A 16,594-nucleotide genomic window follows, 5' to 3' on the forward strand; every position below is an offset into this window, starting at 1 on the left:
GCCACCCCCGCCATTTACCGCGACGCACAAAGGGCTTTTCGGGAAAACGGGGCGTTTTTCCCCTGGCAAGAAGATTGGCGATGCTGCACTGCAGCAAGGCAACAAAACACTGGTCTATGAAGGCAGGCGCCCGCCGACTTGGCAAATGAGGCGACGCGTCACGCCGCGAGCGCCACGACATTACGGAAAGATGACAGCCTTCGCGCCCGGGCTGAGCCCAAGCTGCGCCTTGAGCAGGACCGTCCAAAAACGATGAGGGAGGTGGTGCCTGGGGCCGGAATCGAACCAGCGACACGCGGATTTTCAATCCGCTGCTCTACCAACTGAGCTACCCAGGCATCTGCGCTTGGCGGTCCGAAACCGCCCCGGCGACCTCGCCGTGAAGCGAGGAGCCGGGTCTATAGAGAAGGCGCGCGGCGAAGTCCAGCGCCCTTTTGTCATTCTCTGTTGATGGCTTCCGAAGACGGATTCTCCGCGTCGTCATCGCCGCCGGGGACGACGTAACGACCCACAAGCCAACGCTGCAGATCGACGTCCGCGCAGCGCTTGGAACAGAAGGGGCGGAAGGCCTTTTCGACAGGCTTGCCGCAAATTGGGCACCCCGTGCTCATGTGGCGAACACCTCCATGCGATCGTCGGGCCAATTGGTCATGGATTCGATGGCGAAACGACGACCCAGACGGTCGGCGACGCCCGCGTCCAGCTCGGCGACGAAGGCCTCGGCCACGGCGGGCGAGCATCGGGCGGTCAGGCGCGCGCCCCCCTGCGCTCTGCCCTCGCGCTCCAGGGCGCGCGCCAGCCGGCGAGCCTGATGACGAGGGTTCGGGGCGCCCGTCGGCGTCAGAAGGCGATCCAGGATCGGCGGCGCGCGACGCGGGACGATCATCTCCAGCGTGCCGAACTTGCTGATCGCGCCGACGCCGACGCCCGGATTGTCGGCGGAGAAGGCGTTGCGAGCGGCCGTCGTCAGCGCCTGGCCGTCATGGCCGCGCCCGACGAGGTCGAAGACGATGATCCCGCCGAGACCTTTCAGGCGCAGCACCCGCGCGGCGACGCTGAGCGCGGCCATGTTGGCTTGTCGGGCGGCGCGTTTCGAATCGGAGGCTTCCCGGGCGCCGAGATCGACGTCGACCGCGGTCAGGGCCCGCGTGGGCTCGACGGCGATGTCGCCGCCGCCGGGCAGGGCGAAAACCGTCGCCAAGGCGTCCGCCTCGGCTTCCTCCACGGCCTGGAGGGCCTTGTCGCCCGTCGTGGGCGATCCCGCCTTGACGGACTGCCGCAGGCGCTCCTCGACCGTTGGCCCGGAGGCCAGCACGCGCGGCTCGCCCTCGCCTTCCGCCACGAAGCGCCCGACAGCGGCCTTGTCCTGGCGCGAAGCGGTCTTGATTTCGATCTCGACGAGGCCGCCCTCGACCAGCTTGGGCATGTCGGGCCGGATGGGCAGGATCACATCCTGGCCGCCCGGCAGGGAGACGAAGGCCGAGGCGAAGGCCTTCTCGATCTTCTTGATCCGCGCGACGCCGCGCACGCCCTCGACGTCCAGCGGGTCGTCCGTAGGCCATGAGATGAACAGGCGCTCGGGACGTCCATCCAGGGTGACGACCCCGACGGTCTCGCCGACGCCCTTGTAAAGATAGGCCCGTCTCTCGCTCATGATTTGGCGCTCATCCGCGATAGCCCAGGCCATGAAGCAGGTTCAGCGTCTCATAGAGCGGCAAGCCCACGACGCTGGGGTAGGAGCCCTGCAGATCGGTGATGAAGCCGCCGGCCAGACCCTGGACACCGTAGCCGCCCGCCTTGCCCCTCCACTGGCCGCTGGCGACATAGGCGTCGCGCTCGGCGTCGGACAGGCGTTTGAAGCCAACCTTGGTCTCGACCAGGCGCGAGCCCTCCCGGCCGTCCGGCGCGATCAGCGTCACGCCGGTGAACACCTTGTGGTTCCGGCCCGACAACAGCTTGAGGCAATAGAGGACGTCAGCCTGCGTCTCGGCCTTGGGCAGGATGCGGCGGCCCACGGCCACCACGGTGTCCGCCGCCAGCACGAAGTCGCCGGGCGCGCGGGCCGCGACGGCGCGCGCCTTCTCCTGCGCCAGCCGCAAGGCGTGGCGACGCGGGGTCTCGTCGCGCAGCGGGGTCTCGTCGATGTCGGCGGGATCGACCCGGTCGGGCGTGACGCCGACCTGGGCCAGCAGGTCGAGGCGCCGGGGGCTCGCGCTGGCCAGCACCAGCGCCGGCTGGGCTGCCGTCGTCTGAGCCATCGGCGTCTTACTTGAAGCGGTAGGTGATACGGCCCTTGGTGAGGTCGTAGGGGGTCATCTCGACCAGGACCTTGTCGCCGGCCAGGACACGGATGCGGTTCTTGCGCATCTTGCCGGCGGTGTGAGCGATGATCTCGTGATCGTTTTCCAGCTTCACGCGGAACGTGGCGTTGGGCAGCAATTCGCTGACCGTACCGGGAAACTCGAGCAGTTCTTCCTTAGCCATCAGGCCTCTCAAAGGGACGAATCGGATTGCCGCGAAGACGAGGGTCCTCGCGGCGAGGCGCCTCTATAACGCAATTACCCCCCAAACGTCGATGGCGCGCCGAAACGTTGCTTGATCGCGTCGGCGAGGGCGTCGCGGACCTCGCGATACGCCTCCAGCCGCGCCTCGCGCGAGCCGTCGACGAGGGTGGGATCGTGGGTCGGCCAGTACTCGATCTGGACCGCCCGATCGCGCGACAGCTCCACCGCCCGGTGCTGCGCCTCGGGCGTCAACGAGACCACGACGTCGAAGCTGCCGTCCTCCAGCTCGGCGAAGGTCTTGGGCTTGTGCTCCGAGACATCGAGGCCAAGCTCGTCCATCACCGCCACGACGAACGGGTCCACGCCCTCCCCGGTCGGATCGCCCTTCAGCCCGCAGGAATCGACGAAGACCCGCTTGCCGTAGAAGCGCTTGAACAGCCCCTCGGCCATCGGCGAGCGCACGCGGTTGTAGTTGCAGGCGAACAGCACCGCGTCGGGCAGCGAGTCGGGCACTGGCGCTATCCCCGCCAGTGCAGGGCGCAGATCAGAGTGAAGAGCCGCCGGGCGGTGTCGAGGTCGGTCTTGACCTTACCCTCCAGCCGCTCGCGCAGCAGGTTCGATCCTTCGTTGTGCAGACCGCGTCGCCCCATATCCAAGGCCTCGATCTGCTGCGGCGTCGAACTTCGTATAGCCGAATAGTAGCTGTCGCAGATCAGGAAGTAGTCCTTGATCACCCCCCGGAACGGCGACAGCGACAGCAGGTGGCGCCGTGCGTAGCCCGGCCCGACGATGTCGAACGCCAGCCGATTCTCGATCAGCGACAGCTTGACGTCGTAAGGCCCGCCCTCCGCTTCGGCGGGCTCGAAATAGTTGCCGTCCAAAAGGTCGAAGATCGCGACCTGGCGTTCCTGCTCCTGGTCGCGCGAGACCGCCGCGAGGCTTTGCTCGTCGATCTCGATCGATTCAATCCGTTGGCGGGCGCGGTCGTCTGGCGGGCTCATCTGGCGCGGGAGGTTCGCGCGTCAGACGCCGGAAGGCAACCTGCCAGGAAGGCGGATTTCCGCCGACAGGGCGTGCGCCGGCAAACCCTCGGCCTTGGCGAGCGCCACGGTGTGCGGCCCCAGGATCCCGAACGAGGCGGCGTCGCACTTCACGATCGAAGTGCGCTTGATGAAGTCGTAGATCGACAGACCCGACTGGAAGCGCGCGGCGCGGCTGGTCGGCAGCACGTGGTTGGAGCCGGCCACGTAGTCGCCGATCGCCTCGGGCGTCACGCGCCCCAGGAAGATCGCGCCGGCGTGACGAACCCGGTCGGAGAGCCGCTCGGGATTGTCCATCGCGAACTCGACGTGCTCGGGCGCGATGGCGTCGACAAGGGCTGGGCTCTCGTCCAACGGGGCGATGATCACCGCGCCGTGGTCGCGCCAGGAGGCGGCGGCGTCCTCGCCCGTGGCCAAGGTCTTCAGACGCTCGGAAACGGCCTGCTCGACCGCGCCGGCGAAGGCCTCGTCGTCGGTGATCAGGATCGACTGGGCGGCCGGGTCGTGTTCGGCCTGGCTGAGCAGGTCGGCGGCGATCCAGTCGGGATTGTTCTTGTTGTCGGCCACGACGACGATTTCAGAAGGACCGGCCAGGGCGTCGATGCCGACCACGCCGTACAGACGGCGCTTGGCGGCGGTGACGAAGGCGTTGCCGGGACCGACGATCTTGTCGACCGGCTGGATCGGCCCGGCGCCATAGGCGAGCGCGGCGACGGCCTGGGCTCCGCCCACGCGCCAGATCTCGGTGACGCCGGCCTCCTTGGCGGCGGCCAGCACGGCCGGCTGCAGCTTACCGGGCGGCGTGACCATGGCGATGCGGTCGACGCCGGCCACCTGGGCCGGGACCGCGTTCATCAGCACCGTGGAGGGATAGGCCGCGCGACCGCCCGGGACGTAGACGCCGACGGCCTCCAGCGGCGTCCAGCGCCAGCCGAGCTCGACGCCGGCCTCGTCGGTCCAGGCCTGGTCCGCCGGGCGCTGGCGGCTGTGATAGGCGCGGATGCGGGCGGCGGCGAAGGCGATGGCCTCGCGCACGTCGGCGGGCGTGTCCGCCCAGCCCTGCTCGATCTCCTCGGGCGTGACGCGGATCGTCTCGGCGGTCAGCTCGACCTTGTCGAACTTGCGGCCGAAATCGAGCACCGCTTCGATTCCATGCGTCTTCACGGCCTCCAGGACCTGGGCGACAGCGGCGTCGACGTCGGCCGGCGAGCCGCGGCGCTCGTCGAGGAAGGCCTTGAAGGCGGCCTGGAAGTCAGGGTCGGTGAAGGAGAAGCGGCGCATGGCTGCTAGATGCGGTTTTTGCACCGCTATGCAAGCCAGAATTCTTTCCGTGTCACCGTCGAGGCGATGGTCGGAGCGGCTTCACGCCGCGCGACGACGCATCATCAGCCAGTAGATCCCGCCAGCCAGCACGAAGCCCACGAACCAGGCATAGGCGTAGAGGCCCGTCCAGAACGCGCCGACGCCCTCGAACACATGCGGGAAGGCCGTGGCCAGGAAGCCCGGCAGGTTCGGGAGAACGCCCGCGGCCAGACCGACCGCCGCGGCCGGGTTCCAGCCCTTGTGGTAGGCATAGACGCCGTCGCGCCGATAGAGGTCCTCGGTGTTCAACGCGGTGCGGCGCACGAACCAATAGTCGGCGATCATGATGCCCGCGATCGGGCCGAGCAGAGCGCCATAGCCGGTCAGCCAGACGAAGATGTAGCCGTTCGTGCTCTCCATCAGCTTCCAGGGCATGATCAGGGCGCCGATGGTCACGGTGACGTAGCCGCCGATGCGATAGGTGATCTTCTCGGGCCAGACGGCGGCGAAGTCGTAGGCGGGGCCGACCAGATTGGCGGCGATGTTGCACGAGATGGTGTCCAGGCTGATGACCAGCAGGCCGATCATCACCGCGATCCCCCCGATGTCGCCGGCCAGGGCCACAGGATCCCAGATCGACTTGCCGAAGATGATCACGGTGGCCGAGGTGACGATCACGCTTATCACCGCCATCAGGGTCATCGGGCCAGGCAGTCCGATCGCCTGCCCCAGGATCTGGTCGCGCTGCGCGCGGGCGAACCGCGTGAAGTCCGGGATATTCAACGCCAAGGTGCCCCAATACCCGGCCATGGCCGTGACGATCGGCGCGAACTCGATCCAGAACCGGCCGGCCTTGGCGTGACCCGGATCATAGACCGAGGGCGCGTGGAGCATCGGCCCCAGACCGCCGGCCTTGGACAGCGCCCACCAGACCAGCGCCACGCAGACAACGACCTTCACCGGCGCGGTCCAGGTCTCCAGCTTCCGAACGGCGTCCAGGCCCTTGGTGACGAACAGCAGCTGCAGCAGCCAGAACGCGGCGAAGGCCAGCAACTGCCCCGTTCCGATCCCCAGCGGCGTCATCGCTCCGGTCAGGTTCTTGCCGACCATGACGCCTAGCAGCGTCAGCAGCGCGCCGCCGCCGATCCAGGTCTGGATGCCGTACCAGCCGCAGGCCACCAGGGCCCGGGCCAAGGCCGGCAGGCTGGCGCCCCGCCAACCGAACGACGAGCGCACCAGCACCGCGAAAGGCACGCCGTATTTCGCGCCGGCGTGACCGATCAGCAGCATGGGCCCGAGGATGATCAGGTTGCCCAGCATGATCGCGGCCACGGCCTGGCCCGCCGACAGTCCCTGGTCGATCAGGCCTCCGGCCAGCATGTAGGCGGGCACGGCGATCACCATGCCCAGCCAAAGGGCGGCGAAGTGCCACCAGCGCCAATTGCGTTGGGCGGCGCTGGTCGGCGCCAAGTCCTGGTTCCAGAGATCGCCGTCGGGCGCGCTCATGCCGCTCGTCCCCAAAGCCCCAAAACCGCGAGCGGGCGCATGGGCCTTCGGTCTGCGCGCGCAGTAGGGAGCCTAGGCGCCGCCCTGGCGGGAGTGACAGCGATTTGTCATCTGTTCGACAGACGGAGACACGCCGCCCGCCCGGCGGTCACACCGGCGCGGGGGCGCTGAAATTCCGTTCAAAGACTGAAGCTCAGTCCGCGTGCCCGGGCGTGCGGGGCGTACTCCACGGATCGGAGACGTCCGCGAGCGCCACATCCAGGCAATCGACCAGCACCCGCATGTCGCCGCCGCCGGCGAAGGTCAGGGTGACGACGCCCGCCGGAGCCTCTTCCGCGGCCTCGAACCCGATCGACAGCAGCTCGACCACCGCGCCCTTGGCGTCGCGGCGCAGGTTGCGCGCCTGGACGCCCGTGACGTCGCCGAACTGCAGGGCGGAGCGCACCCGCTCGCCAGCCTTGGCGCGCTGGCCCAGAGCCTCCCAGCGGAAGCGGTTGCAGGCCACCGTGAGGGTGCGGCCCTGTGCGTCCCAGCGGATGTCGCCGATCTTGGCGACGGCGTCCTGCAAGGCGGCGGACAGCACGGCCAGGTCCTCGGCGTCCTGGGCCAGCAGACGAAGCGGCTTGGCGGTTTCAGCCATCGGCTACAGCTCCGCCTCGCCGTCGCCCGGGATGCGGCGAACTTGAGCGCCGCAGGCGCCCAGCTTCTCTTCGAGGCGCTCGAAGCCGCGGTCGAGGTGGTAGATGCGCGAGACCGTGGTCTCGCCGCGCGCGACCAGGCCGGCGATCACCAGGCTGACCGAGGCGCGCAGGTCGGTGGCCATCACCTCGGCGCCTTCCAGCTGCTCGACGCCGCGCACGCGGGCCTCACCGCCGGACACCGAGATGTCGGCGCCCAGGCGCATCAGCTCGGGGGCGTGCATGAAGCGGTTCTCGAAGATCGTCTCGCGAATGCGGCTCTCGCCCTTGGCCGTGGTCATCAGGGCCATGAATTGGGCCTGCAAGTCGGTGGCGAAACCCGGGAACGGCGCGGTTTCGACATCGACGGCGTCGAGGCGATGGCCGTTGCGACGGATGATGACGCCGTCGGCGGTCGGCTCGACGCCCGCGCCGGCTTCCTTGAGCTTGTCGAGCAGAGCGTCGATCAGGCCGGGACGGGCGTTGGTCAGGCGCACTTCACCGCCGGCCATGGCGGCGGCGACGGCGTAGGTGCCCATCTCGATCCGGTCGGGGATCACCGCATGGGTCGCGCCCTTCAGGCGGGCGACGCCGGTGATGGTGATGGTCGGCGTGCCCGCGCCCTCGACCTTGGCGCCCATGGCGTTCAGGCAGTCCTGCAGGTCGGCCAGTTCCGGCTCGCAGGCGGCGTTGTGGATCACCGTGACGCCATCGGCCAGCACCGCGGCCAGCATGGCGTGCTCGGTCGCGCCGACCGAGACGATCGGGAAGGTGATCTCCGCGCCCTTCAGGCCGCGCGGGGCCTGGGCGTAGACATAGCCCTCGTGCAGGTCGATCTTGGCGCCCAGGGCCTCCAGAGCCTGCAGGTGCAGGTCGACCGGACGCGCGCCGATCGTGCAGCCGCCCGGCAGCGAGACCTTCGCCTGGCCCGAGCGGGCGACCAGCGGGCCCAGAACGTTGAACGAGGCGCGCATCTGGCGGACCAGATCGTACGGCGCGAAGCCGCTGGTGATCTCCGGCGCGTGCAACACGGTCTCTTGGCCGTCGGGGCCATCGCTTTCGGTGACCTGAACGCCCAGGCGCGTCAGCAGCTTGCCCAGAAAGCGCGTATCCGCCAGGCGCGGCATGTTGGTCAGGCGCAGCGGCTCTTCGGTCAGCAGGCTGGCCGCCATCAGCTTGATGGCCGAGTTCTTGGCGCCGCTGACCGGGATCGTCCCGTTCAGCTGCGCGCCGCCGGTGATGGCGATGCGATCCATTAGGTCCCTCGAACGCGTCCAAGCTGGGGGTGCTCGGCGCGGCTCACATGTGAGGGGCGGGTTCTATCCGTTGCAAGAGGGCTTGCAAGGGCTCCCCGGCTAAATTTGGCGGCTTAGATAGGCGCGGAGAGGTCGTAGGGCCGCTCGTCCTCGGGCCAGCGAAGGTCGTGCGTGGCGCCAGCGATGTCCAGCGCCACCTGCGCCAGGTCGATCGCCTTGCGCGTCGCCGCCAGACCGTCGCGCCCGAACGCGGCCTTGCCGAACTCGGTGTCGAACTGGCCGCCGTCCCCCGTCAGCCGCACCGCCACGGCCCAGCCCTCCCCGTCCGGATTCGGGAACGGGACCGAGAGCTCGATAGACAGTTCGGCGCGTTCGCCGTCGCGGTGACTTATCCCCAGCAACGTTCGAACGACGTTATACGGTCGCGGCGCCGCGCGCGCGGCCTCGATCGCCGGGTCGAAATCGTTGGAAACCCCGCGGGACGCGGCTTTTCGCTTGCGCAGATTGGTCCTGAGCGCTTCGGCGAGCTTGGCCTCGCGCGTCGTCTTGTCGTCGCTGATCGGCATATCGTCGGGGTGCGGCGACAAAGTTCTTCGGTCAAGGCGATTTTGGGCTTGGCGTTCGCGATTCTCCTCGCTATACGCCCCCTCCTCGTCGCCGCCGTAGCTCAGTGGTAGAGCGCATCCTTGGTAAGGCTGAGGTCGGCAGTTCAATCCTGCCCGGCGGCACCATGGGGACCCAAGTGACGAACTTGGGTCCCCACCACTTCCCCAGACAATCCAGATATTGCAGCGCCTTAGGCGCGAACGCGCGTTTCCCCGCGCGGATGCTGTCCGGCGAGGTGAACGGTCCCATGAGCGCTTCCGGCGACCGCCAGGAGGCGGCCGCCGGCGCATAGGCGCGTGTCAGTGGTTCTCGTGGGTCGGAACGTCCTCGGGCGCGGCGAGGCGGAGCTGATCCAGCGCGACGCGGCCTGTCCGGGCGACCACCTGGACCGTGTGCGCGCCGGGCGACAGCGCGGGCCCCACGGAGGCCTTCAGCAAGTTGTCGAGCACGCCCTGCGCCCAGGCCGGCGCCCCCACGGCGCGCGGCCAGGACACGCGCTGGACCGGACCGCCGTCGATGCTGACATCCAGAACGATCTCGCCGCCTTGCCCGTCCGGGAAGATCGGCAGCACGCCCAACTGGAGGCTGAGACCGTTTGACGGAACGTCGACCTTGAAGGACAGCGAAGCCCCCGCCGCGTCGGCGATCATCACGCCCCGTCCTCGTCCGACGCCCTCGACCAGGCGCCAGCCGGCGTTGGCGGCGAAGGTCTCCGCCTCTGTCGTGAGGGCGCCGGTGGGACCGGCGTTGTCGACGACGTTCAGGAACTTGCCCGAATCGGCGGTCAGGCCAGCCCCCGGCAACGGGATCGAGCGGGCGCGATAGATGCGCCACTGACTGTCGGCCGGCTCCTCCGGCATCAGCCAGCGCCACTTGCCGCCGGCGATCTGGTTGTTGAAGCGATCGGTCAGGGCGGTGATCTCGGCCTGGGCCTCGACGGCCGCGCCGCCGGCCGAGCGGGCCATGGCCTGGTCGTTGTCGATCACCGCGTTGTAGCGCTCGGCCGCGAAGAACCGCATGTTCGCCGCCGCCGAGACCCGGATCGGGAACTCCACCAGCTCGAACCAGGCGTCGCGCAGCTCCGGCGAAACCTGCTGTCCCGCCGCCTTGGTCTCGTCGACCAGCGTGCGGAAGGCCTTCAGGCGCGCGTTGACCTCCTCGGGCGTGTAGCTCGACAGGTGACGGCTTTCGGCCTTGGGCAGCCACTCCAGGTGCTCGGGACGGCGCTCGAAATTCAGGCGGTAGTAGCGGTCCATCAGGTCGGCGGTCTTGGCCGCGAGATCCGGACCCAGGTTGCGCGCGGTCCAGTCGTGCAGGAACTGTTTCTGGGTCTTGCCGCGCCAGCGGTCGATGTCCCAGGCCATCTCCAGGAAATGGCTGGTCCCGATCTCGGCCGGCTTGATGTCGCCGACATTGGCGATCCAGACGTTGCGCGCGCCCTTGTCCCAGGCGTGGGTCATCTCTTCCTGAACCAGAGCCGGCGGCGTGGTCGAGAGCCACAGATAGGCCAACGGATAGCCGAGGTACGAGAGGTGATAGTAGACCCCCGCCCCGCCCTTGCGCGCGGCCTCCTCGGGACTGGCGAACTGGCGGATGTAGCCGAAGTTGTCGTCCGGCCAGACGATGGTGACGTCGTCGGGGACCTTCAGGCCGGCGCGGTAGACGCCCAGCACTTCCTTATAGGGTACGAAGATCTGCGGGACCTTGGCGACGTCCGCGTTGACGTTCCGGCTGAGGATCTCGCGCTGGTCGGCGATGATCTTGTCCAGCAGGGCGACCTTTTCCTCGGTGGTCTTGGGACCGACCATGCCGGTGTCGTGGATGCCGCGCATGCCGACGGTCCACAGGCTCTCAAAGCCCGCGTTCGCCTTGGCGCGCTCTTCCCAATAGCCCTTCACGCCCTCGGGATTGGTCGCATAGTTGAACTTCGCAGGGTCGTCCTTCCACTCCCCGACATTGTTACGCAGCATGGCTTCGGCATGGGACGAGCCCATGACGATGCCGTACTCCTCGGCCAGCTTGGCGTTGGCCGGATCGGAATTGAACGGCGCGGTGGTGTGGTGCATCGCCGGCCACAGCGTGTTGGCCTTCAAGCGCAGCAGCAGGGTGAAGACCTTGCGGTAGGTCTTGGGCCCGATGTCGCCGCGCTCCGGGTCAAAGGTCTTCACGGCCCAGGGGTATAGGCCCCAGTCCTCGTCGTTGACGAAGACGCCACGGTAGCGAACCGACGGCGGACCAAAGCGGTGGACGCCGGCGCGCACGAACAGGGTCTCCCGACGCTTGGGCGTCACGTCCGCCCACCAGGCCCAAGGCGAGACGCCCATGGCCTGGGCGACCTCATAGACGCCGAACGCGGTCCCGCGCCGATCGCTGCCGACCACGACGAGGGCCTTGTCGACGCCGGGCATGGGGCGGTCGACAGAGGCGATGACAAAGCTCTCCCAGGCGCCTTTCAGCCGAGAGATGTCGACGCGCTTGGCGGTGACCAGTCGATCGATCAGCGGGCTCTGGCCCAGCGTGCCGACCAGGATCGCCGTCTTGCCGGCGGGCATGGCGGCGATGGTCGCGCGCTGGCCGGTGACGGTCAGGATGTCGTCGGAGAGGTCATCGGCGGCGTGGCGCACGACGGCGGCGTCGGCCGGATCGACCACGATGGTGGGGACCAAGCCCGCGCCCATCAGCTGGAAGCCGCCCCGGACGGGGCCGTCGGCGAAGATCGGCGCGGACTCGGCGACGGCGCGGCTCGAGACGCTGGCGGCCAAGGCCCCGCGGCTCGGAACGGCCGAAGAGGCCAGGGCGAGCGCGCAGACCGCCGCGACATGCATCCACTTCATCACCAAACTCCCTACTCGCGGCGCGGGGCCGCGCCGTCTATGCGCCCATTCCCTGGGCGACGTTCCTGTAGCCGCGTGAGCGGCTCTAGTCGTCCGCGCGCGTCGCGCGACGCACGACCGCTTCGAAGTCTTCCAGCCGGCAGTCGAAGGCCGGGGTCGCCGTGCCGCAGCCCTGGATGAACACCGGGGCCGACAGCGGCGGGGTCTTGGCGTCCAGGGTGGTCATGTTCCGCAACTGGGACAGGCTCTGGCCGGTGAAACGGACGCGAACCACGCGCGCGCCGTCGTCGCGCTTCCAGCGCTCGAACACCAGGGCGCCGCCCGGCTGGATCTGGTTGGGCTGGTAGCCCGGCAAGGCCCACTCCATCCGCAGCAGGCCGCCGAGCGAGGCGAGCGTGCCGTCGTGGCCCGAGATCACCACCAGCTTCGCGTCGGCGGGGCCGATCGAGGCCGCGTTCGGCTTGGCCCCGCTCTCGACGGTGGCCAGCACGCGGTCGGCGAGATGGCCGGCGAGAACGCGCGCGACGTAGGGCGTGCGCAGGCGCAGGTCGAACTCGGCCTGGTGCAGGAAGAACGACCGGGTCAGGGCCTCTTCGTCGAGGCCCTTCCAGCCCAGGCCGGCGAAGTCGTGACCATCGGCCCAGGCCATCAGCAGGCTCTCGGTGACGCCCGAGGCGAAGGCTTCGGGACCCGAGACGCCGGCCAGATCCTCACCGTCCACGAAGCCGGGCTTGGCGTCGAAGACGCGGCGCTTGCCGGGCGCGGGTGGGCACGGGCCCTTGTCGCATTGCATCAGCAAGGCGTCGAGCTGCTCGGCCTCCTGGCGGTGGCTGGCGCTCCAGGCGGAAAGGTCGCCGCCGACGCGGCCGGCCACGGCCGCGCGCGCCAGGGCGTGATCGACCTTGACGATCCCGGCCTTCGCGGGCTCGAACATTGGGTCGTCATTGCCCTCGCCCACCGTGTTGACGGTGATCGCGCAGCCGGGCGCCAATGCGCCGGCATAGGCCTTGCCGGTGGCGATCGTGCGCTGGGTGACGTTGGCCCAGGCATAGACGGCCGAGCAGTCGCCCGGCTTCAGCAGGCCCTGCGACACATAGAGCTGGCGATAGTAGTCGCCCATGCGCGCGACCAGGGTCCCGCCCCGCGCGGTCAGGTGGCCGGCCGGAACCTCGAAGCGCGGCCAGGGGCGGGCCGAGGCCTCCCCCAGCCTTTCGGGCGACGACATGGCCGAACGGACACCGTGCCGGCTGAGGATCACGACCTTTTCGAGCGTGTCGGCCGACGCGGCGGTCGCTGAGGCCAAGGCGATGGCGGCGGCGGCGATGCGGAGGGACAGGCGCATGACGGCTCCTAAAGCTTCACGACGATACCGCGACGCGCCATGACATAGCCCAGCAGCCAGCAGACCAGCATGTAGGCCACCGCGCACAGTAGCGAGCCGAACGCGCCTGGCGCCATGGCCTGGAAGATATTGACGCCGACCCACTCGTAGATCCCGACGCCCGGCGCGACCTGGATCATGCCCAGCACGATCACGAAGATCTCCGAGAACAGGTAGATCACTAGCGGGTTGAGCCCGAACACCTGGAAGAAATAGGTCCCCGGATTGGGATCCCGACCTTCCAGCAGCTTGGTCAGTGCCGCCAGCAGGACGAGGTCGATGCCGACGGTCAGCAGCACGAAGCTGCCGGTCCACAGCTTCTTGGCGATCGGGAACAGCGGGCTCCAGGCCAGGCCCGCCAGGATCAGCACCACCCCCGCTATCGCCATCCGCGCCATGGCGCTTTGCGACCCGGGATTCTCCTTCAGGAACCGCGCGGCGAGATAGCCGGCCAGCACGTTGACGGTCGACGGCAGCGTGCCCAGCAGCCCCTCGGGATCGAAGCCACCGTCCTTGCGATAGAGGTGGTTCTGGCCGATCAGGAAGAGGTCCAGGTGGGTGCCGGCGTTGCCCAGCTTGGACAGCGGCGCGGCCGGGTCGCCAAGCGTCATCAGGATCGCCCAGTAGCCCAGCAGCAGCACGGCCGACAGCGCCACGATCAGGCGCGGCGACAGCCAGCGCACGGCGAAGGCGGCCAGCATGTAGCAGAGCGCGATCCGCTGCAGCACGCCCATGACCCGGGTGTCGGCGAACGGAATCAGCGCCCAGTGCCCGTCGATCTTCTTTACGAACGGGAACCAGTACATCAGGAAGCCGAGCAGGAAGATCAGGGCCGCGCGCCGCAGCACCTTGGCCAGGAATTCGTTGGTCGGGATCGGCCGCGAGAAGGCGAAGGCCATCGAGCAGCCGACCGCGAACAGGAACGAGGGGAACACCGCGTCCGCCGCCGTGAACCCGAACCACGGCGCGTGGACCAGCTGGGTGTAGGCCTTGGCGCCCGGCCCCGCGGTGTTGACGACGATCATCAGGCAGACCGTCAGGCCCCGGAACACGTCCAGGGACAGGAAGCGGGCGGCGGGCTTGCTCATGCGGTCTTCTCCCCGCCCTGACCGATGCGTGCGATCAGGGTCTTTATCTCACCGACCGGGTCGGCGGGCTTTTCGCGACGATAGGCGACCTCGGCGTCGACCCAGGCGCGCTCCCAGGCGATGCTGGCCCGCACGGCGGCGGGCTCGTCGAACGTCCCGGTTCCAGCCGCCTTCAGCGCGTCGAGGAACATCGACCAGCGCGGCAGGTAGAAACCGCGGTACAGCCCTTGCCAGGCCTTGGACGCGTAGTCGTTGAGGTTGCCCTCCCCGCCCCAGACGGTGACCTGGGCCTTGGCGTTGGCGACATAGGCCGCCGCGTCGGCGGGCGTGTCGCCATAGGCGCGGGCGTCGTCGATCCAGGTGGCCAGGGTCTCGGGCTGGACGCCCAACAGCTTGTCGATCGACAGCGCCAGCGCCGCGATCTCGACGCGCGCCTGATCACCGGAAGCGACATCGCCTCGGCGGTAGGCGGCGACGGCGGCCTGCAGAAGATCGTCGATCTTCATCGTCGCCAGGTGGCGCGTCGCGTCGGTCAGGTCGAGCACGAACAGCGGCTCGTTCGCATAGGCCGGGGCCAGCGCCGTCAGCGCCTTGACGGCCGCTTCCAGCTTGGCGCGGTCGCCCGGATGCGGCGGGAACTCGCCGATCGTCGCGGTCGGACGCTTGAAGAAGAGGTAGGCCCCGGCCTTGCTCTTCCACCAGCGCGGCGACCAGTAGCGGGTCGAATAGGCAGCCTCGACCAACTGGCCAAGCGCAGCGTCCAGTTCGGGCGAGGTCTTGCCATAACGCGCGCGGGCGTAGGTCGACAGCCATGCCGACAGCGACTCCCGCCCCGCGCCCCAGGCCAGGTCATAGACCGCGTCGTAGACGATCGAGTTGTTGTGCAAGCCTTCGGGGAACATGCCGAAACCCGCCAGCTTGCCCGCCTCGGGGTTGGCCGCGATGGCGGGAATGTCCCGGCGATAGTAGTCGAGGTCGCCGTAGACGGGGTTGCTGCCGCCGTAGTTGTGGACGTAGCCGTAGATCCACGGCTTTCCGCCAAAGGCCTTGGCGTTCTTCCAGACGGCCGGATAGCGGTCGTTGCCGATATCCAGGATCATCAGCTTGTCGTCGGGCACGAGGCTCAGATAGGCCGAGATGGCCGTCGGATCCCAGAAGTGGCTGTCGGCGCCGAACAGCCAGCCCTGCATCACCCAGACCGCGTCGGGCCGCGCCTGGCGGATCGAGTCGTAGATGGCCTTGCCGTAGGCGGCCAGGCGCTGAGCCTTCAGCGCCGGATCGACCTCGACCTTGGTCTTGGTGGCGGCGGTGTTGGCCGCGCCGTCGCCATAGGCCGCGTCGCGCGCGTCCGCGCCGTCGGCGTTGATGGGCGGCAGCATCTCGTTGAACGAGTCCGCCAGGTAATAGGTCCCCGTCCCGTAGGTCTGGGTGTAGAGCGCCAGGAACCGGCCGGCGATCTTGGCGAACAGCGGGTCGGCCGGATCCAGCCAGTAGGTCTCGTGGAAACCTTCCCACGGCCGCATGCGATAGATGCGCGCCTTGGGGTTCTTCTGGGCGAAGGCCTTGGGCACATAGCCGCCGAACGCCGGCAGGATCGGGGTCATGCCCAGCGAGCGCATGCGGCCCAGAATCTGGACCTGCAGGTCCTTCTTCTTGTCGATCCAGTTGGTCGGCAAAGGCGCGCGATAGCCTTCGATGTTGCCCATGCGCTGCCAGGGCGTGAAGGCCGGCCCCGAGAAGTAGTAGGCCAGCTCGGCCTCGCTCAGACCGAATTCGCGCCACAGGGCGCGCCAGACATATTCCTGGCCTTCCATGGCCAGCGGCATGTCGACGCCGTGCGCGGCCATCCAGTCGATCTCGCGCGTCCAGCGGTCCCAGCCCCACCAGGGCGTCGTGTAGCCGTAGGTGCAGGTGTTCAGGTAGGCGCGGTGGCGGAACGGCGTCTCGACGCGCGCGCCGGAAGCGGCCGGCAAGGCGCCGCTCTGGGCGATCCGATCGCCCTCCCAGCTGACGTGCGCGAGGCCCGCCTGGTTCAGATAGGCGTAGGCGCCGCGCACGAGCGCGACGGGCGTATCACCGGAAATGGAAAGGTCGCCGGCCTTGCCGCTGACCGAATACCAGGAGCGCCCGGCGCTCGGGGTCAGGGACAGCTTCACGCCGGCGAGGCGTGGGCCGAACAGTCGCTGCAGGCTTGCGCGCGCGGCGGCGGCGCCCTTGGCGGATGGGGCGGCGAAGGCGGGACCCGCGATGGCGGCGGCGGCCGCGGAGATCAGCGCCTGACGTCGGTTCAGAGAGGCTTTCATCGGCATCAGGATCTACAAAAAGGGACGCCCGCCGCCTAGGAGAAGGGAAACGGCGGGCGCCAGGGGGAAGGCCTCGCCCGTGCGACGGGCGAGGCCA

At 68.7% G+C, this 16,594-nt stretch carries 14 protein-coding genes, 2 tRNA genes and 1 pseudogene; 1 reads left to right on the forward strand and 16 read right to left on the reverse strand.

Features of this window, described 5'->3' with window-relative positions; all coding sequences use genetic code 11:
• Window positions 1-262: 262 nt before the first annotated feature.
• From CSEG_RS15670 to CSEG_RS22660, 12 genes and pseudogenes are all read right to left on the reverse strand, one after another.
• Window positions 263-338 (reverse strand) — tRNA-Phe (locus CSEG_RS15670).
• A gap of 99 nt (window positions 339-437) precedes the next feature.
• Window positions 438-611, reverse strand: coding sequence for a DNA gyrase inhibitor YacG (locus CSEG_RS15675; protein ID WP_013080212.1), 174 nt, complete (start codon window positions 609-611; stop codon window positions 438-440).
• Window positions 608-1,668 (reverse strand): annotated as a pseudogene (locus CSEG_RS15680) (ribonuclease E/G). The gene CSEG_RS15675 and the pseudogene CSEG_RS15680 overlap by 4 nt, the downstream one beginning before the upstream one ends.
• Complete coding sequence (locus CSEG_RS15685) at window positions 1,665-2,258, reverse strand: Maf family nucleotide pyrophosphatase (RefSeq protein ID WP_013080214.1); 594 nt, start codon at window positions 2,256-2,258, stop codon at window positions 1,665-1,667. The pseudogene CSEG_RS15680 and the gene CSEG_RS15685 overlap by 4 nt, the downstream one beginning before the upstream one ends.
• A gap of 7 nt (window positions 2,259-2,265) precedes the next feature.
• Window positions 2,266-2,484 (reverse strand): translation initiation factor IF-1, encoded by a 219-nt coding sequence (gene infA / locus CSEG_RS15690; protein WP_004617696.1) that lies wholly within the window; start codon window positions 2,482-2,484, stop codon window positions 2,266-2,268.
• A 74-nt stretch (window positions 2,485-2,558) separates the two neighbouring features.
• The gene (locus CSEG_RS15695; protein ID WP_013080215.1) at window positions 2,559-3,017 is read right to left on the reverse strand and encodes an arsenate reductase ArsC; all 459 of its coding nucleotides are present in this window, start codon (window positions 3,015-3,017) and stop codon (window positions 2,559-2,561) included.
• A gap of 5 nt (window positions 3,018-3,022) precedes the next feature.
• Window positions 3,023-3,505: a UPF0262 family protein gene (locus tag CSEG_RS15700; protein WP_013080216.1), complete on the reverse strand. Its 483-nt coding sequence runs from the start codon at window positions 3,503-3,505 to the stop codon at window positions 3,023-3,025.
• A 21-nt stretch (window positions 3,506-3,526) separates the two neighbouring features.
• Complete coding sequence (hisD, locus tag CSEG_RS15705; protein ID WP_013080217.1) at window positions 3,527-4,825, reverse strand: histidinol dehydrogenase; 1,299 nt, start codon at window positions 4,823-4,825, stop codon at window positions 3,527-3,529.
• A gap of 81 nt (window positions 4,826-4,906) precedes the next feature.
• Complete coding sequence (locus CSEG_RS15710) at window positions 4,907-6,352, reverse strand: NCS1 family nucleobase:cation symporter-1 (RefSeq protein ID WP_041538336.1); 1,446 nt, start codon at window positions 6,350-6,352, stop codon at window positions 4,907-4,909.
• Window positions 6,353-6,545: 193 nt separating this feature from the next.
• Entirely contained in the window at window positions 6,546-6,992 is a 447-nt protein-coding gene (locus tag CSEG_RS15715; protein WP_013080219.1) for a DUF2948 family protein, read from the reverse strand.
• Between the two features lie 3 nt (window positions 6,993-6,995).
• A complete protein-coding gene (murA, locus tag CSEG_RS15720) occupies window positions 6,996-8,285 on the reverse strand; it encodes a UDP-N-acetylglucosamine 1-carboxyvinyltransferase (protein WP_013080220.1) in 1,290 nt (429 codons plus the stop codon).
• Window positions 8,286-8,398: 113 nt separating this feature from the next.
• The gene (locus tag CSEG_RS22660; protein ID WP_013080221.1) at window positions 8,399-8,851 is read right to left on the reverse strand and encodes a hypothetical protein; all 453 of its coding nucleotides are present in this window, start codon (window positions 8,849-8,851) and stop codon (window positions 8,399-8,401) included.
• Window positions 8,852-8,941: 90 nt separating this feature from the next.
• On the opposite strand from CSEG_RS22660, the gene CSEG_RS15730 reads away from it, so the two are divergent.
• Window positions 8,942-9,016 (forward strand) — tRNA-Thr (locus CSEG_RS15730).
• Window positions 9,017-9,190: 174 nt separating this feature from the next.
• Here CSEG_RS15730 and CSEG_RS15735 read toward each other — a convergent pair.
• The 4 genes from CSEG_RS15735 to CSEG_RS15750 form a co-directional block, all read right to left on the reverse strand.
• The gene (locus CSEG_RS15735) at window positions 9,191-11,716 is read right to left on the reverse strand and encodes a glycosyl hydrolase 115 family protein (protein WP_083778483.1); all 2,526 of its coding nucleotides are present in this window, start codon (window positions 11,714-11,716) and stop codon (window positions 9,191-9,193) included.
• Window positions 11,717-11,810: 94 nt separating this feature from the next.
• Window positions 11,811-13,067, reverse strand: coding sequence for a histidine-type phosphatase (locus CSEG_RS15740; RefSeq protein WP_013080223.1), 1,257 nt, complete (start codon window positions 13,065-13,067; stop codon window positions 11,811-11,813).
• Between the two features lie 8 nt (window positions 13,068-13,075).
• Entirely contained in the window at window positions 13,076-14,194 is a 1,119-nt protein-coding gene (locus CSEG_RS15745) for an acyltransferase family protein (RefSeq protein ID WP_013080224.1), read from the reverse strand.
• The gene (locus CSEG_RS15750; protein WP_013080225.1) at window positions 14,191-16,503 is read right to left on the reverse strand and encodes an alpha-N-acetylglucosaminidase; all 2,313 of its coding nucleotides are present in this window, start codon (window positions 16,501-16,503) and stop codon (window positions 14,191-14,193) included. Before CSEG_RS15750 ends, CSEG_RS15745 begins: the two co-directional genes overlap by 4 nt.
• Window positions 16,504-16,594: the final 91 nt, after the last annotated feature.

The sequence above is a fragment of the Caulobacter segnis ATCC 21756 genome (assembly GCF_000092285.1).
In the GTDB taxonomy this organism is placed as follows: Bacteria; Pseudomonadota; Alphaproteobacteria; order Caulobacterales; family Caulobacteraceae; genus Caulobacter; species Caulobacter segnis.

What these genes read in the sequence shown, in the direction of transcription:
- CSEG_RS15750 (WP_013080225.1), bottom strand. Translation starts at nt 16,503, where the DNA reads ATGCCGATGAAAGCCTCTCTGAACCGACGTCAGGCGCTGATCTCCGCG.
- CSEG_RS15715 (WP_013080219.1), bottom strand. Translation starts at nt 6,992, where the DNA reads ATGGCTGAAACCGCCAAGCCGCTTCGTCTGCTGGCCCAGGACGCCGAG.
- hisD (WP_013080217.1), bottom strand. Translation starts at nt 4,825, where the DNA reads ATGCGCCGCTTCTCCTTCACCGACCCTGACTTCCAGGCCGCCTTCAAG.
- CSEG_RS15675 (WP_013080212.1), bottom strand. Translation starts at nt 611, where the DNA reads ATGAGCACGGGGTGCCCAATTTGCGGCAAGCCTGTCGAAAAGGCCTTC.
- infA (WP_004617696.1), bottom strand. Translation starts at nt 2,484, where the DNA reads ATGGCTAAGGAAGAACTGCTCGAGTTTCCCGGTACGGTCAGCGAATTG.
- murA (WP_013080220.1), bottom strand. Translation starts at nt 8,285, where the DNA reads ATGGATCGCATCGCCATCACCGGCGGCGCGCAGCTGAACGGGACGATC.
- CSEG_RS15745 (WP_013080224.1), bottom strand. Translation starts at nt 14,194, where the DNA reads ATGAGCAAGCCCGCCGCCCGCTTCCTGTCCCTGGACGTGTTCCGGGGC.
- CSEG_RS15740 (WP_013080223.1), bottom strand. Translation starts at nt 13,067, where the DNA reads ATGCGCCTGTCCCTCCGCATCGCCGCCGCCGCCATCGCCTTGGCCTCA.
- CSEG_RS15700 (WP_013080216.1), bottom strand. Translation starts at nt 3,505, where the DNA reads ATGAGCCCGCCAGACGACCGCGCCCGCCAACGGATTGAATCGATCGAG.
- CSEG_RS15735 (WP_083778483.1), bottom strand. Translation starts at nt 11,716, where the DNA reads ATGCATGTCGCGGCGGTCTGCGCGCTCGCCCTGGCCTCTTCGGCCGTT.
- CSEG_RS15685 (WP_013080214.1), bottom strand. Translation starts at nt 2,258, where the DNA reads ATGGCTCAGACGACGGCAGCCCAGCCGGCGCTGGTGCTGGCCAGCGCG.
- CSEG_RS15710 (WP_041538336.1), bottom strand. Translation starts at nt 6,352, where the DNA reads ATGAGCGCGCCCGACGGCGATCTCTGGAACCAGGACTTGGCGCCGACC.
- CSEG_RS22660 (WP_013080221.1), bottom strand. Translation starts at nt 8,851, where the DNA reads ATGCCGATCAGCGACGACAAGACGACGCGCGAGGCCAAGCTCGCCGAA.